Below are 15,347 nucleotides of genomic sequence, written 5' to 3' on the forward strand. Positions count from 1 at the left end.
AGTCACTTTCGGCCCATGCAGCATCACCGAACCCGCTGACCAGGCACTTCGCCGCATCGGACCCTCTAGACCAGCCGAATTACGCGGAACGCAGGACGCGGGGCCAGCCGCCTTTTCATCGTTCCAGCAGTCCCGTGGCGGCCCCGCACCGAAGGGTGCGGGGCAACGCCCAGGCATCCCACTTTCACCCCTTTATGGCTGATTTGAGCGGGTTGCGGTCAGTTGCTGGCCGCCCCGCTGTGCACGGTGAGAAGCCGCGAAAGAACAACCTGTTGCTGCTTGGAGTCCATCTTCTTCAGCACGAGATCCGCCACGGCGTCACCGTCGTGCCAGGGCATCTTGGTCACGCGACTGAGCGGTGCAAAGCCCGACTCCCCCGGTGCGAGCTCCGTGACATCCGGCTGCTGGCTGCCGGCCTCAGCGCGCTGTGCAGGCAACTCTTCGGGGGCATGCTCTGCCGGTGCCGCGGCTGCGGAGTTATCACGGCGTGATAGCTCTGGCTGCTGCAGCGGCGTGACCGGGGCAGGAGGCGATGCCACTGGCTCCGCGGGGGCAACCTCCTGAACCGCTCCCCCACTGGGCGAGTTCGAGGACTTCGGTTCGGCTGATGCAGCTGCTCGGGCGTCTGCCTTATCCCGCTGTTCCTCCGGGGTCAGTTTGGCCAAGTTCCTTACGTGCTCGATCTTTCGACGTCCGGCGACGAGGTCTGCCTGAAGCTCGGGGTCAAGATCGAGGATCGACAGCTTTGACGAGATGGTCGACTGGCCAATACCCAGTCGCTTGGCTGCCTTGTTCTGTGAACCGTAGAACTCGACGAGCTTGCGTAGTGCCTGGGCTTGCTCGAGCGGGTTCATGTCGTCGCGATGGACGTTGGCGACGAAGGCTGCCTCGAGGAGCGACTCGTCCGTGGAGACGAGGGCGTTGTCGACGCTGACTCGGATCTTCGGAGCACCGGCGAGTCGGGCGGCCGCGAGGCGTCGGTGGCCGTCGATGACGATGAATCGGGTGCCTTCGTCGATGTCGTCGGCTCGGTCCGGGCGTTCGGAGAGGTAGGCCTCGACGCTGGCGATTGTGATGGCGTTGATTAGCCCGATTTCTCGGATGCTGTCTGCCAGGCCGTCGAGGTTGCGTAGCTCGTCTCGAGGGTTGTCGGGGTTCTGGCTGATGACCGCGAGGGGGAGTTCGGTGGGGTCGGGGACTCCGTCGGTGGGTGCTCCGGTGGCGGCGCCGATTGCGACGCGTCGCTGGCTGATGGGGCGGGCCTGTGCGAAGGAGGCTCCGGCGCCGAGGTTTTTGGCCTTGCTCACTTGCTGATCCCCCGGGCGAGGGCGCGCAGTGCGACGGACTGGTCGCAGCGGGGGGCGTAGGCGAGGAGGGGCCGCTTGGCGCGGACGGCCTCCTTATGTTCTTTGAGGTCTCCGATGACGCCGACTACGCGTGGATCCTTTATGTCCATCCAGGACTGGAGGGATGAGGTGGCGATGTAGCCGCGGCGGGCGTCGTAGTGGTTGACGACGAGTCCGAGGTAGTCGACGTCGAGTGCGAGGTCGTCGCGCATGTCTTCGATCTGGGACGTGAGGAGTCCGTAGGCGTCGGCGCTGCTGTCCTCGGCCTGGACCACGATGAGGGCGCCGGAGTTTCCTGGGGACTCCTGCGGGCGGCGCCTTCCGTAGTAGGTGGCGGCGTCCATGCTGAGGCCGAGGCTGGGTGGGCAGTCGACGAGAATCACGTCGTAGTCGGCTTCGATGGGCGCGAGCGCGCGTTCCAGGGAGGCTTCGCGTGCGCGCACCGATGCGAGACGCACATCGAGGAGGAAGGCGTCGGTGCATGCGGGCAGGAGGTGCAGGCGGTCACCGAACCGGTCGTCCTCGATGGGGACGATGAGTTCGCGCAGGTCGCCCTTGCCGTCGCCGGCCATGTGGTTAGTGAGGGAGTCACCGTCCATGGCGAGGGGTTCTTGGCCTAGCTGTCGGGTGAGGTGTCCTTGGGGGTCGAAGTCGACGAGGAGAACGCGCTGACCGAGCCCGGGCAGGTCCTCAAGGGCGAGGGGGTCCTGTCCCCCGGTCTTGTCCTCGTTCAGGAGGGCGGCGAAGTGCTTGGACACCCGTACCGGTACGAGCATGGTCGGGGACTCAGCGAGAGCTTCTCCCGTGCCGGCGGTGATTGCAGTCTTCCCGACCCCGCCCTTCTGGTTGCAGACGATGAAGCGTCGGACGATCTCCGGCCGCTTCACTGCTGGGGCGGGGTTGATGTCGAGCCACATCTGCACGGATTGCGCGAGGCCCTGGATGAGGGACACGCCTCGGTGTTTGCAGTCTGCGCGGAAGCCCGACCACAGTTCGGCGGGCAGGAATGTGGCGAAGGACTCCGCACCACTCGTGTCCACGGTGCTGAGGTTGGATCCGAGTCCGCGCCACGCTGCGATGCCTGCTTCGACAGCGTCCTGCATGTCGACGCTGTGCTGAACTGCGCGGATCTTGAGTTCCTGGCGGAGCCAGGAGGGCAGCTTCGAGACGACCTTCTCGCGGTCGCCGCTGGGTTCTGGTGACGTCATAGTTCGTCACTCTACTAACGCGAAAGGTCAACCGGGTACGCCACGCGTTAGCTATGACTACTTTTTGATGTGACGGGCTATCACGCCGTGATAACGCTCCGAGCAAGAGGCGCACGGACGCGTGACCGCAGTGCCGCACCTATCACGGCGTGATAGCCGAGGGCCGGTGTCCTGCTTGACCGGCATGTCCCAAGTCCGCTGCCCGCACGTACCTGTGCCAGGTGCCGGGTCAGGCATCATTGCGGCTTCATGTCGTCGTGGACAGGGCAGTTCGGCGGTCAGTTGAGAGTCTCCTGTGCCCAGCGGGCAATGCCGCCGAGCTGGGCTGCCGCTACTTCACTGTCGCCAGTTCGGACTGACTGCCCGACTTCGTAGTCGATACGCTCAGCTGGGTGCCGGATTGAGGGAGCGCTGGATCCGTCGTCCAGAGTTCGGCTGACAGCGGGTACTCGCATGCCGCAGATGCTCTGCAGCCGCCGTCGATACCGACAGCGTGGACGAAGTTGTCGACCTCTCCCCCGCTGTGGCGGACCATTGGCCAGCCGTCTCCCTCGGCAAGATCACCACGGTCCGCGGATGGCGCTCGTCCGCACAGCCTTAGAGTCGCGAAGGACGGGGGAGAACGTCCTGCATAGAACTCGTTGACTCGCACGAAAACCGGACCAATCCCGCCGGCCCTCGAGTTGTCGACCCGCACGCCCGCCAGGAGGCGATGCCACCGCGGCGGGCCCCGCATTCGATGCCTCCTGGGAGAAAGCATCCTCCACCTCCCCCAGCCGGTCGTTCGGAGTGAGGAAATGATCTTGATGTCTCGGTGGGCGGCGTCCGTGGTGTTACCGAACCTGTCGGTTCGCCTGGACGCTCGGACTCTGCTGCGCAATTCGGGGGTCAGGCTGTGAGTCGGTAGGCGAGGCGTTCGAGGCGGCTGGAGCGGGTGCGGTGCTGGTCGCGTCCGATGCACCGCACCCTCCTGAAGAACCGGCGACTGCTCGAGGCACACGGCATCACCATCCCACCGGCGACAACCCCACCCACGGCCCTCGCCGCCCTTCAGGACCGGGTCAAGGCACAGACCGGCGAGGACAGCAAGATCAAAACAACGTGTTAATGATCTGCAAGCCCTTATCTCAGCCCTTGTCCGGCGGGTTCGCCGTGCACAGCATTGGCTTCTCCGTCGACGCCATGTCCTGCTCTCCAGCGCACTCCGCGGCGCCGCCTATGCCACGGGGGCGGGACTGGTTGGCCTCGGAACATCGTCCCCAAACTCACCCTGTGTGTCGTAGACGGGCCCGGCGAGGCTGGGCTCATCGTCCCTGCCCTCGCGGCCCCGGTCATCGACACAGCCGACGGGGGCGCCGAGGCTGGCGATATGGGCGACTGGTGCGCGGATGCAGAACGAGCCGGTGGCGCCGTCGTCCTGGCACTCGACGAACTGCCCGAGGTGCTCGATTGGGCCCACTTGCTCGGCTCCGGCGCCGCCCACGGCGGGTTCATGGCAAGCCTGGACTGACGCCTGCTCGCGAGCCACCCGCTGGCCGCTCAAACTTCGATGGCACGCGCTCAAGGTTCGACGTCATAGGACAACCGCGCCGCTCGGCTTCCGCCTCACCAACGAAGTTCATACGCGTTCCGTACGTCAAACGTACGCACATTGTACGTTTTGCGGGGTAGGGTGTTGGTCAGGAGGTGTTTCATGTCCGAGTTGTTCGACGCGGTCGACGCACTGCTCGCGTCTCGCGCCACGCTGCCGCCACCGACGGAGCGCAAGCGGCTGCGTGCCGCGCACGGCCTGACGATCGACGAGGTGGCCACCGCGTTGAAGGTGCGCCGGGCCACGGTGTCCGGCTGGGAGGCCGGCAAGACCGAGCCCCGCCCGCCGGAGCGCGACGCCTACGCCCGGCTGCTGGACAAGCTCGCGGAGCTCTACCCCGCCGACGCGGCCGCGCCCGTTCAGGACGCCGCGGTGCCAGCCATGTTCACCACCGCACCCCCGGCCGAAGCGCAGCCCCTGTCCACCGGACCAGCACCCGAGGCCGGGGACATGACTGCAGCCAAGAACACCCCTGCTCCTGCCTCTACTCCCGTCGCCGCTGCTCCGGCGGCCGCGACGCGTCCGGCGCGCACCACCAGGCCGACGTCGTCAACATCGCGCGGCCCGGGTGCGAAGGCGGCGGCCCAGGCTGGAACCCCGGCGGGTGGAAGCGACCCGCGGTTCGAGAACGGGCCGCTGGCGGTCGTGGACATCGAGGACGGGAAGGCTGTGGCGTACTGCGTCGGCGGCCTGGTCCTGGACGTGCCCGCCAAGTCCCTGCCGTCCCTGGTCGACTGGACGCTCAAGGAGGCCAAGCTCGGGCAGCCGAAGCTGTCCGGCCCGGGACGGCCGGCCGACCCGCTGCTCGTACTCACCGCGGCCGCCCTGGAGCGCTACGGCCTGCCCGTCGCGTTCACGGAGAAGGAAAAGCGCGCCGGGCGGATCCCGGAGGGCCACAAGGTCATCAAGCAGCTGGTGCGCGCGGAGTGGAAGCTGACGAAGCGCGGGTTCGGGCCGTGGGCGCGGATCTACCGTCCGGCCAAGGGCTCGGACCGCCAGTGCGTGCAGCTGTGCATCCCGTCATGGAACGCGCTGGATCCCCGGTTCTGGGGCGACGCCGCGCAGCTTCCGCCGGCGGAGCTCGCCCGTGTCCTGGGCGTGTACGCGTCGAGGGTGATGACGCCGCGCGGCTCCACTGCCGTTACCGGCCTGGAGCTGATGACCGCGCTGCACCCGCCGACCCACGCCGTGCGGGACGAGGAAACCGGCGTCCTGCGGCAGGCCGAGACCAAGACACCCGGGTCGCTGGGCACGGACCCGGTGGACTGCGCGCCGTGCGAGGCCCCCGACGGACACCCGCTGCTCAAGGATCTGCCGCGCTTCCATGTGCGCGGTCCGGCGGAGAAGCTGTTCGAGGAGGCGTACGACTGGGCGCGGCCGATGACCGATGCCGAGTGCACCCTGCGCTACCTGGTCGGCCTGGACGTGAACATGGCCTTCGCCGCCGGCGCGAACGGGCTGAACGTCGGTCTCGGTGAGCCGACGCACGTCAAGAACCCGGTGTTCGACCCGAAGCTGCCCGGCTCGTGGCTGGTCGACCTGTCCCACGTCGACCTGTCCCGCGTGAAGGTCGGCAAGGAGTGGGTGGAGCTGGACGGCAGCCTGCTGCCTTGCCCGTTCACGCCGAAGGGCGACCGCCCGACGGGCCCGGCCTGGTACGCGACACCGACCGTCGCCTACGCCCAGGAGCTCGGCTACGACGTGACGCCGGCCGAGGCGTGGGTCCGGTACGACAACGGCCGCTACCTGGACAGCTGGTACCAGCGGCTGCGTGACGCCTACCTCGCCACGATGGCCGACCTCGGCGTCGACGCCGACCTGTCGCCGGAGGACTTCCTCACGGCGATGGACGGCTACAAGGAGCGCGACCCGGAGCTGGGAATCGTCGTCTCGGCGATCAAGGCGACGGTCAAGGGTGGCCTGGGCAAGCTGCGCGAACGCCCTCGCGGGGAGGGCTGGCGGCCGGGCGAGCGGTGGCGGGCCCTGGAGCGCCCGACGTGGCGGCCGGACATCCGGGCGGCGGTCATCTCCCGCACCCGGATCAACCTGCACCGCAAGATCGTCAAGCACGCGGCGTTCACCGGACAGTACCCGATCGCAATCCTGTCCGACTGCGTCGTCTACGCCGCCGACGGGCCCTCGCCGCTGGACTTTCTGCCCTACCGGGAGGGCAAGCCGCTGCCCGGCGGCTTCAAGCTCGGCATCAACCCCGGCCTGGTCAAGCACGAGGGCACCCAGTCCGTCCTGTGGGGCGAGGAAGTCCGCGAGCGGTTCAACGCCCCGGAGCTCAACCTCGCCCGGTCCATCAAGGACGGCACCGTCACCGACGTCGACAACGGAGAGTAGGAGAAGGCCACGATGAGCCTGATCGGGGACGGCCTGGAGAAGGCGGTGCAGAAGGCGTTCACCCGCCCGGCACCAAAGACCGCGGGCCCGCAGATGCGCTACCTGGTCAAGCAGATGGGCGGCACCAAGGCGGTCGCCCAGATGCTGCGCATCTCCCAGCGCACCGTCGAGCGGTACGTGAAGGACCAGATCAAGAAGCCCCGCCCCGACCTCGCCGCGCGCCTGGAGCGCGAGGTGAAGAAGCGGTGGCAGCCGCAGATCCGGGCCAAAGCCAAGCAGAAGGCGGCGAGCACGGGCGGCATCGTCATCGACACCCGCGCCCGCATGGGATACACCGCCCCGATCGGCTCGACGGACCAGGACCGCATCCGGCACCTGACCGTCGCCCTGCCCCCGCTCTACGCCGCGCGCCTCTTCGAGGCCCAAGAGGCCGGCGCCAGCGACGCCCAGCTCCAGGAGATCGCGGCCGAAGCGCTCAAGGAGGTCTACTTCCAGGACGGCGGACGCCGCGCCGGGGGCCTGGACGAGGTCCGGTTCACGGACATCGAACACATCGAGTTCGACCTGTAGACGGAGCACGCCGAAGAGCGTGCGAGCCCCGGTGTGACTGAGCATTCCATTTGGCGAATTGAGCGTGTGTGGGCCGGTTCGCGCGGATGAGCTCGCCGCGCTCCTGCTTGGGCGTCAGCGGGGCCAAGGGGGATGTCGCCAGCCAGGAAGCCGGGCGGGCTCCCTGGCAACGTGTGGGCTGATCTTGCGGCAGACCAGCACCGCGCGGCACGAGCAAAGGTCGAGCGCGGCGTCACACAGGCGAAGCGCCGTTCCCTTCTGTGCGTTGATTACAGAGGGGCGACCTCACCGCTCACAGTCACGGCAGCTGTAAGTCTTGATCGTCGAGGTGTCCGTGCAGGTCAGAGTGGGGGCGGTTGCGGGCATGGGAACGGCCACCGTGATCATTGATGTGTGTGAAGACGATCAAGAACCAGGTGGCCGTGGAGGCCACGATAGCCGAGCGGGCCTGGACGGCGGCGTTCGGGTTGCTGATGGCGGCGGTGGCTGCCTGCTTCCCGCGCCGGGACTCGCGGATGCTGGGCCGGGCGATGACGCAGGGCATGCTGATGGAGCTGGAGCGACGCAACTGCTGGACCCTCGCCGAAGCGCTCGGGCACGACGGGCCACACCGCCTGCAGCACTTCCTCTCGCGCGGCGCCTGGAACCATGACCTGGCCCGCGACAGTCTCGCCGAATGGGTCGCGGCCGAACTCGCCGACACGGAAGCGGTTTTGATCGTCGACGAGACGGGCGACGAGAAGTCTTCCACGGACTGCGTGGGAGCCTCCCACCAGTACTCCGGCGCCCTGGGCGGGGTGGGCCTGTGCCAGGTCGCCGTCCATCTCACCTACGCCTCGCCACGCGGGCACGCACTCATCGACCGCGAGCTCTACCTGCCCGCCGCCTGGGCCGAGGACGAGGAGCGCCGGCTGCTGCGGCACGTACCCGACGAGGTCACCCTTCGCCACCAAGCCCCAACAGGCCGCCGCCATGCTGCACCGCGCCCGCGGGCTCGGCCTTCCCGCCCGCTGGTTCACCGGCGACGAGGTCTACGGCAGCCTGGAGCTGCGCCGCACCGCCCGCACGCTGGGCTTCGACTACGCCCTGGCGGTCAGGGCCGACCATCGCGCGAACACTGCCGTGGGCCGCTTCACCGCGACCGAACTGGCGGCGAAGGTGCCGGCCAGGGCCTGGATGCGACGGCGCACGGGCGACGGCACCAAGGGCGACCGCCACTACGACTGGGCCCTGATCGACGTCCTGGCCGACGGCACCCCCGCGGACCGCACCGAGGCCGGACACTCCTTCCTCGTCGTGCGCCGCCACCGCTACACCCGCGAACTGTCCTTCTACCGCTGCCACTCCACCACCCCCGTCAGCCTCGCGGTCCTCGTGAACATCGTCTGCACCCGCTGGAAGACCGAAGAGGATTTCCAAGGCGCGAAGGGCCTGGCCGGACTCGACCAGGGTCAGGTGACCTGCTGGAACTCCTGGATGCGCTGGAGCCTGATCAGCCTGTTTGCCGCGGCCGTACTCGCCGTCACCCACGCTGCCACCCGCACCGTCGACGCAACCGAACACGGCCTTCAACTCGCCCCGGCCGGCGGCCGCGAACTCCTGGCCGTCCTGCGGATCACCGCACTCCCCACGCCCCGCCGCGACCTCGAGCACGTCCTGCACTGGTCCGCCTGGCGCCGTCACCACCGGCACCGGGCCGCCGAAGCCCACCGCCGATGGAACAACATCACCGCGGCAGCGACCACATGACCGGAGCCAGACGATCAAGACTTACAGCTGCCGTGTCTGAGCTGCCATACCTCCCACAGACGCGGCCACCCGCGATCGAGATCCGCCGTACAGGGCACACGATGGGCGAACCTGGGCTATAGCCGCAGAACGGGAGACAGAGACGGTGACGGACCGAGAGCAGAGCGCCCCGATTCGACCCGCCGATTGTCAGTGCTGCGTGGGCGTCTTTGGGTACGCAACAGGGCAACGAGCGGAGTGCTGAGGTACATGCCAGGGCTGTGCGTGCACCCACTGCGCGAGTGCCGTCAGCCCGCACTGGAACGCCTGCTGCGCCTTGCTCGGGGCTTCTTCGTCGCAAGCCCGCCCGCAGGGGCAGGAGACGGCGACTGGGCGGGCTTGATGCCCAGCACGGACAGCCACTCCTGCTGCTCGGGCAGGAGCCGCGCCCAGGTGCCCGGCCTTCCGCTGCTCCAGTCACAGTCCGATGTCGTCGCCGTCCATGAGGACGCCGGGCAGCTGGCCGTCGGCATCGGCGAGGTCGGCGAGGACGCGGTGGTGGCGCTGTCAGTCCAGCGGCCAGGGGCAGTTCCAGTCCGGGCCGATCACGGTGAGCTGCGCCGCGCGCTCCGCCGCCCGCTCCGGATCCTGCGCTGCCCACTCCACATGCGAGGTGGACGAGGGGCCTTGACCCCAAAATCCTGCTGATGCCTCTACACCGCTGCGCCTCCGAGGATCCTCAGCGAGTACCTCCCGTATGTGCGGTGCAGAACCATCCTCACCGGGCCCGAAACCAGCACCCCGCTGACAACGTACTCCTGTTCGATCCCCGTCCTGGTCACCTGCTTCTCGTACAGGGAGTCGGTCTCCTTCTTCGCCCGGTCGAGCCACGAGGACGCCTTGGCATGGTCGATCCCGGCGACGTCGAGACCTGTGCAGGAAGCCAGGAACTCGAAATCGCCTGGTTCCTTCGTACCCGCGTCGCACAGCAGGGAGGGCATGTTCCTGTGATCGGCGTAACCGGCCGACACGGTCATCCCGTTCTTGCCGCGCCCGTGAACGTACGTCCTCATTTTCCCGTCGGGCATCTCCTGCTCGACGGGCTTTTCGAGTCGGACATTCCAGTTGTCTGCCAGCCCGGTGAGGAAAATACTCCCGGTGTATCCCGTGGCCATCGTCCTGCCCGGGCTGAGCATGGGTTTCTTGTCGCTGGTCACCGCATGCTTGGGCAGATCGGAGGTCTGCGGCAGAGTCTGTGTTGCGGACGGCTCGGGACGAGGTGCCACTGTCCTCGGCGCTGGTGGCGATGCCACGCCGGGGCCGCCCTGGCCACAGGAGGCGGTTCCCACCGCGCCGGCGACGAGAGTTATCAGTACGACGGGAACGCGGAGGGCGACCCGTGTCCGGCCACCCGAACACGCCCTCTGGATCTGGGGTATCACCGAGAGCCCACTCCTGCCGGGAACTCGAAGCCGTCCTGGACGTCCAGGGCTCCGGCAAAGTCGTCTGGCAGCCCTGTGACGTGGGGTTTTTCGGGTGAGTGAGGTGCGCGGGCGCGTTCCGGTCCGGTTGGATGGAGGTTCCTACGCCTTCTGTCCGACCAGGGAACAACGCCCGCGCCATGCCATCGTCCCGCATCTGTGCACCTGTTCGCACGTCCGTCCCGGATCACGAGCTCCTCGTTGACCTGCTCGGCCGGATACCCGATCCGCGTCGGCGGCGCGGGGTCCGTCATGCGGTGGGCGCTCTGATCGCGGTCGCGGTGTGCGCGGTCATGGCGGGGGCACGCGGTTTCACGGCGATCGGGGAGTGGGCCCGGGACGCGGGGGCGGTGGCCATGACGCGGCTGGGTCTGGAGCGGGATTCGGTGGACGAGTCGACGCTGCGTCGCCTGTTCGCGAGACTGGACGCGGACCGTCTCGATGCCGTCCTGGGGGCCTGGGCCGCGACGCGGACCGCGCTGGTCGCGGGCCGGCGAGTGATCGCGATCGACGGCAAGACCGTGAGGGGCGCACGCAGTGGTGGTGCCTCGGCCCCGCACCTGGTCGCCGCGCTCGCACACGGGTCAGGGGCGGTGCTCGGCCAGGTGGCCGTGAGCGAGAAGAGCAATGAGATCCCCGCGGCCCGGGAGTTGCTGGAGATCCTTGATCTGGACGGAGCGGTGGTCACGATGGACGCGCTGCACACCCAGCACGACACCGCGGCGCTGGTGACACAGGCCCGCGCCGATTATGTCCTGACGGTGAAGGCCAATCAGAAGTCTTTGTATGCACAGCTCAAGGCGCTGCCCTGGGACCGGATACCCGCCTCCACCAGGACGGAACGCGGGCACGGGCGCCGCGCCACCCGCACGATCAAGGTCGCCGATGTCCCCGCCTGGATCACCTTCACCGGGGCCGCGCAAGTCGCCCAACTGCGGCGCACCGTCACCAGGAAGGGCAGGCGGACGGTCGAGATCGTCTACCTGATCACCAGCGCGGACACCCGCACCGCACCCCCGGAAGTCCTGGCCACATGGGTGCAGTCGCACGGGGAGATCGAGAACCGCCTGCACTGGGTCCGCGACGTCACTTTCGACGAGGACCGCTCCCAGGTCCGCACCGGCAACGCAACCCGCGTCATGGCCGGCGTCCGCAACACCGCGATCACCCTCCTCCGCCTCCACGGCCACCAGAACATCGCCGCCGCCCTACGACATCACGCCCGCGACACCGACCGCCCCATCAACCTCTTCCTGGCCGCGTGATCAACGACTTTGCCGGGGCCCTGCCTGGACGACAGCCGCCAGCATTCCGGATACGGCCATGACTCTCTTGCGTACTTCTCTCATGTGCACATGCTCTCCGAGGGTGATGTGTGCCGATGCGGAAGCGACCTGCTATGGAAACCAGCACCGGACGCTACACGGCCCACTCCACCCCGAGCTTGCGTAGTGCGTCGAGTTGTTCGGCGGTGAGCTTGTTCCGCCTGGACTTGATGTTGCTGTACCAGATGCCGAGCTTGGTCTCGCTTCCGTCGGGCAAGGTCTCCATCGCCTTCCGGGGTACCGGTCGGCCCACGCCTTCCCGCTCCACCCACTGCGCAAGGGCCGTCAGGCCCCGTTGGAACGCCTGCTGAGCCTTGCTCGGACTCTTCGTCGCACGCGCCGCCGCCGGGGCGGGGGACGGCGCCTGGTCGGGCTGCATGCCCAGCTTCGAGAGCCGTTCCTGCTGCTCGCCCGACAGCTGCGCCCAGGTCACCGGCTGCTTCTGGCGCTGGAGCCATTTCCCCAGGTCGTCGCCTTCGAACAGCACCCCGGGTTCGATGGCGGGCACAACCCCGTCGGCCTCGGTGTCGGCGAGGTCGGCGAGGACGCGGTAGTGGCGTTGCCAGTCCAGCGGCCACGGGCAGTCCCAGTCCTTATCGACTGCGGCCAGCTGCTGCGCGCGCACGGCGGCCCGATCCACGTCCTTGCCCAGGCCGCCCTTCCGGCGCAGGTTCGCCATGTGCTGCCCGATGGGCACCATCGCTTCGCCCTCGCCCCATACCGCGTCCTGGCGCGGCGCGAGGTGTCCCATGGCCCGGCGGTAGGACCGGAGCGCGGCGAGCTTGTTCTCCCAGGCTTCCTCGCCTGGTTCCCACACCATTCCGGCCTCGGGGGCGTCCAGCAGGGTCTTGCGCCGCTCCTCCAGCTCCCCGGCCCGCAGCGCCTTGCGCTGTTGATGGACCCATCGGCCAAGCGGGAAGTTCTTCGTGACCCCCACCTCGACCTCGACGTCGTAGGGAACGGCGTGGACGCCGGTGATCTCGTTCTCCGCTCGCCAGCGGATCAGGGCCTGGTAGCCCTCCAGCCACACCAACGACTCCGGCCGGTAGACCCGGGTCCGGAGGAACGCCGCGATGGTCGCCGCGTCGCGCGGGCTGGAGAAGTGGAGCAGGGCCGCTTCGGCGGCGGCCTGTGTGTCGTCGTCCTCCTCCTGGTCCTCGCCGTCGCCCGCGCCGCCGGCCCCGACGATCTGCCCGTCCTCGTCACGCCGGACGTGGACCTTGCGCTTGCCGCTCGTGAGCGCGCGGGAAGCGAGCTGCTCGACGAGTCGTTCATCATGACTACGGAGGCCCTGGAGGACCGCTACAAGGGGGCGGAAGCTGGCGCTGGCGACCATGTCGGTGGGGTCCTCGTTGGGCTCCAGGAAGACCGGCACGATGATCCTGGCCACCTTGGTGGAGCCGTCCCTGTTGAGCCGGAGCGCCCGGCCGATGTTCTGCACGATCTCGACCTGGGAGCCGCGGGTGTCCGCGAAGCAGATCGAGTCGACTCCCCGCTCGCCGGTGATGTCCACGCCCTCTCCGAGCACGCGCACGGACGCGAGGAACGCCCGGTGCACGCGCCGGTTGGTGGCGTCGATGCCGTTGGCGAACTGGCGCAGCGCTTCCCGGCGTTCGGCTACGAGGTGGTCGCCGCACAGCCACGCCGACCACACCCGGTCCGGGGGTACGTGGCGGTCGGCCTCCAGCTCGTAGAACTCCGCGTCGATGGAGGATGCGGGGAGCTTGTCGGCGGCGGCCAGGTCGGCGTCGGAGGTGTCGTTGGCGTACAGGTCGGCAGCGGTCTCGGGGAGTTTGTCCGCGAACGCGCGGGCTTCCTCGACCTTCTGGTGGAACGTCATGACCGTACGCAGGTTGTACGCCGCCGCGTGCTCCAAAAGTGCGGTCTGCAACAGGGCCAGGCGCCGGCCCCGCCGCGCCTCCTCCGACTCCCCGAGAACCGGCGAGGGATCGCGAATCTCCAGCACGTCGATCTCGAATCCGGCGAGGATTTCGCGCTCGATGGCCTCGCTCAGACCGAGCTCTGCGAGCCAGGGGCCGTAGGTGCCCTCCGGGTCGTCGGCCATGGTCGCGATCTCCGCCTCCTGGCCGTCCGCGCCCTTCTGCGGCCGGGCCGCGGCGAGGATGCGCGGCGTGGCGGTGAGGTAGAGCCGGAAGTCGGCCGGGATCCGGGCGTTGTCGTGGATCGCCGCCCACGGACGGCCCAGATCACCGGCGGTTCCGTGGGCCTCGTCCACGATCGCGAGGTCGAAGCCGTCCATGCGCTGCCCGTAGAGCCGCTCCCCGCCCGCTAGAGCGGCCTCCAGCGGCCCACGCACCTTCCGCTGGCCCACTGGTGCGTCGTTGTCCTCGCGGTCCACGAGAGAGGCGTACGTGGCGAACACGACGACCGGCCCGGACCCGGCCCACAGGGCGAGCTGGATCGGGTTGGTCGTGGTGCGTACCCCCAGCTCGTTCAGCACCGTGTCGTTCTCCAGCGAGCACACGGCCACCATCGGGGCCCGGTGGCCCACCAGGCGCCATGCCTGGGCGGTCTGGGCGAGCAGGTCCAGGGTCGGGACGGTGACGAGGATCCGGCCGTCCGCGAAGCTCTCCAGCGCGCATGCGCCGGCTGTGATCGTCTTGCCCGAGCCGGTCGCTGACACGATCGTGCCCCGGGCGCCCTGCGGCGGCACCGATGACCTTGCAGGGAATCCCACCCACTTGCGAAACGCCGACTTCTGATCGATCTGATGTTCCTTGAGAATAATCCTCTGCACTTCCGGCACCCACCATCTATCTATTCAAAAGCCGACTTGCATTTCTGACCTTTACGCAGGATTCTTTCCAGCTCAATACAAGGCAGTGTCGACATCGCGCGCGGTCCAACCGGCTGCGCGCCCTCCGCTGTGTTTGAGGAGGCTGTCGAGGATGTCCATGTAGCGGCCATAGCGGCCCAATCGGTCCGTGAGTGTGAGCCCGAGGAAGTCGATGGCGCGCTGGACACGCTGGTCGTAGACGGCCATCCGGGTGGGAGTTGCCGAGGTCAGGATGGCCGACGCGAGAGCGTCACCCTTGACGAACCCAGGCAGTTCCGAGATGGCACCGCGCCCTGCCCGAGCTGCCTCGCCGCGAGAGAGACCGCAGTCCTGGACCGCCGCGACGGCCTGCTCGGTGATGGCTCGTACCTGGCTGTCGGGCAGCGACATGAGAGCCGTTACCCAACGCGTCTGTGCGGAGAGCCGTTTCCATACGACCAGGGCCGCGATGTCTGTCTTACCGAGACTGCCAGCACGCTTGACGCGCTGCGCGACATCCCAGAAGACCTCGTCATAGTGAGGTGAAACAGATGCCAGATAGTCGGCGCGCGCCGGGACGATCACGTCCCACGCCGGGTGACAGAATGAAGCAGATTCTTCTCTATCCACGGCCATGCGTCTCCTAGGTCGGTGCATTGAAGTTGTGGGTGTCCCACGTTTCCGCCAACGGTACATGCTGCATCAACCCGATGCGCGCGCTACACTGGAACCCGCACGAACGAGCGACCACCACCCTTGTAGCCAGCCCGCCCGCGTCAGCGGGCCCCAAGGTTCTGGAGGCGCAGCCGGAAGGACCGTTGAGGCGGGGGAGTGCAGCGGACCCGCCGGCCCCGGGTTGGAGCGAAGCGGAACCCGGGGCCGGCGGGTATGAGCCCGCAGCTCCGGGAGCGCAGCGGACGGAGCGTCACCCCCGGTGCGCAGCTCCGGGGGTGGGTGGGCCGCGCAGCGGCCCACC

10 protein-coding genes and 1 pseudogene are annotated in these 15,347 nt (G+C 68.3%); 6 read left to right on the forward strand and 5 right to left on the reverse strand.

Features of this window, described 5'->3' with window-relative positions:
• Positions 1–218 precede the first annotated feature (218 nt).
• Positions 219–1,307: a ParB/RepB/Spo0J family partition protein gene (locus ACFU5K_RS28725; RefSeq protein ID WP_384066770.1), complete on the reverse strand. Its 1,089-nt coding sequence runs from the start codon at positions 1,305–1,307 to the stop codon at positions 219–221.
• The gene (locus ACFU5K_RS28730; protein WP_384066772.1) at positions 1,304–2,554 is read right to left on the reverse strand and encodes a ParA family protein; all 1,251 of its coding nucleotides are present in this window, start codon (positions 2,552–2,554) and stop codon (positions 1,304–1,306) included. The genes ACFU5K_RS28725 and ACFU5K_RS28730 overlap by 4 nt, the downstream gene beginning before the upstream one ends.
• Positions 2,555–3,923: 1,369 nt before the next feature.
• Here ACFU5K_RS28730 and ACFU5K_RS28735 point away from each other — a divergent pair.
• The 5 genes and pseudogenes from ACFU5K_RS28735 (at position 3,924) to ACFU5K_RS28755 (ending at position 8,810) form a co-directional block, all read left to right on the forward strand.
• A complete protein-coding gene (locus tag ACFU5K_RS28735) occupies positions 3,924–4,064 on the forward strand; it encodes a hypothetical protein (protein WP_384066774.1) in 141 nt (46 codons plus the stop codon).
• Positions 4,065–4,247: 183 nt separating this feature from the next.
• Complete coding sequence (gene tap / locus ACFU5K_RS28740; protein ID WP_384066776.1) at positions 4,248–6,491, forward strand: telomere-associated protein Tap; 2,244 nt, start codon at positions 4,248–4,250, stop codon at positions 6,489–6,491.
• A 12-nt stretch (positions 6,492–6,503) separates the two neighbouring features.
• On the forward strand, positions 6,504–7,061 hold the full coding sequence (gene tpg, locus ACFU5K_RS28745; RefSeq protein WP_384066778.1) for a telomere-protecting terminal protein Tpg: 558 nt from the start codon (positions 6,504–6,506) through the stop codon (positions 7,059–7,061).
• 542 nt (positions 7,062–7,603) lie between these two features.
• Positions 7,604–7,948: pseudogene (locus tag ACFU5K_RS28750) on the forward strand (transposase); the annotation flags it as partial.
• An 85-nt stretch (positions 7,949–8,033) separates the two neighbouring features.
• Entirely contained in the window at positions 8,034–8,810 is a 777-nt protein-coding gene (locus ACFU5K_RS28755) for a hypothetical protein (RefSeq protein ID WP_384066779.1), read from the forward strand.
• 692 nt (positions 8,811–9,502) lie between these two features.
• Here ACFU5K_RS28755 and ACFU5K_RS28760 read toward each other — a convergent pair.
• Complete coding sequence (locus ACFU5K_RS28760) at positions 9,503–10,006, reverse strand: hypothetical protein (protein WP_384066780.1); 504 nt, start codon at positions 10,004–10,006, stop codon at positions 9,503–9,505.
• Between the two features lie 404 nt (positions 10,007–10,410).
• Here ACFU5K_RS28760 and ACFU5K_RS28765 point away from each other — a divergent pair, with 404 nt between their 5' ends.
• Positions 10,411–11,535 carry an ISAs1 family transposase gene (locus tag ACFU5K_RS28765; RefSeq protein WP_384066782.1) on the forward strand — a complete coding sequence of 375 codons (1,125 nt, stop codon included), beginning with the start codon at positions 10,411–10,413 and terminating at the stop codon, positions 11,533–11,535.
• A gap of 154 nt (positions 11,536–11,689) precedes the next feature.
• On the opposite strand, the gene ACFU5K_RS28770 is transcribed toward ACFU5K_RS28765, so the two are convergent.
• Together ACFU5K_RS28770 and ACFU5K_RS28775 are read right to left on the reverse strand one after the other, a co-directional pair.
• Positions 11,690–14,353 carry a Helicase associated domain protein gene (locus ACFU5K_RS28770; protein ID WP_384066783.1) on the reverse strand — a complete coding sequence of 888 codons (2,664 nt, stop codon included), beginning with the start codon at positions 14,351–14,353 and terminating at the stop codon, positions 11,690–11,692.
• A gap of 72 nt (positions 14,354–14,425) precedes the next feature.
• On the reverse strand, positions 14,426–15,007 hold the full coding sequence (locus ACFU5K_RS28775; protein WP_384066785.1) for a hypothetical protein: 582 nt from the start codon (positions 15,005–15,007) through the stop codon (positions 14,426–14,428).
• Positions 15,008–15,347: the final 340 nt, after the last annotated feature.

The organism is Streptomyces sp. NPDC057428, assembly GCF_042803195.1.
In the GTDB taxonomy this organism is placed as follows: Bacteria; Actinomycetota; Actinomycetes; order Streptomycetales; family Streptomycetaceae; genus Streptomyces.

What these genes read in the sequence shown, in the direction of transcription:
- ACFU5K_RS28735 (WP_384066774.1), top strand. Translation starts at nt 3,924, where the DNA reads ATGGGCGACTGGTGCGCGGATGCAGAACGAGCCGGTGGCGCCGTCGTC.
- tap (WP_384066776.1), top strand. Translation starts at nt 4,248, where the DNA reads ATGTCCGAGTTGTTCGACGCGGTCGACGCACTGCTCGCGTCTCGCGCC.
- ACFU5K_RS28765 (WP_384066782.1), top strand. Translation starts at nt 10,411, where the DNA reads ATGCCATCGTCCCGCATCTGTGCACCTGTTCGCACGTCCGTCCCGGAT.
- ACFU5K_RS28730 (WP_384066772.1), bottom strand. Translation starts at nt 2,554, where the DNA reads ATGACGTCACCAGAACCCAGCGGCGACCGCGAGAAGGTCGTCTCGAAG.
- ACFU5K_RS28755 (WP_384066779.1), top strand. Translation starts at nt 8,034, where the DNA reads ATGCTGCACCGCGCCCGCGGGCTCGGCCTTCCCGCCCGCTGGTTCACC.
- tpg (WP_384066778.1), top strand. Translation starts at nt 6,504, where the DNA reads ATGAGCCTGATCGGGGACGGCCTGGAGAAGGCGGTGCAGAAGGCGTTC.
- ACFU5K_RS28775 (WP_384066785.1), bottom strand. Translation starts at nt 15,007, where the DNA reads ATGGCCGTGGATAGAGAAGAATCTGCTTCATTCTGTCACCCGGCGTGG.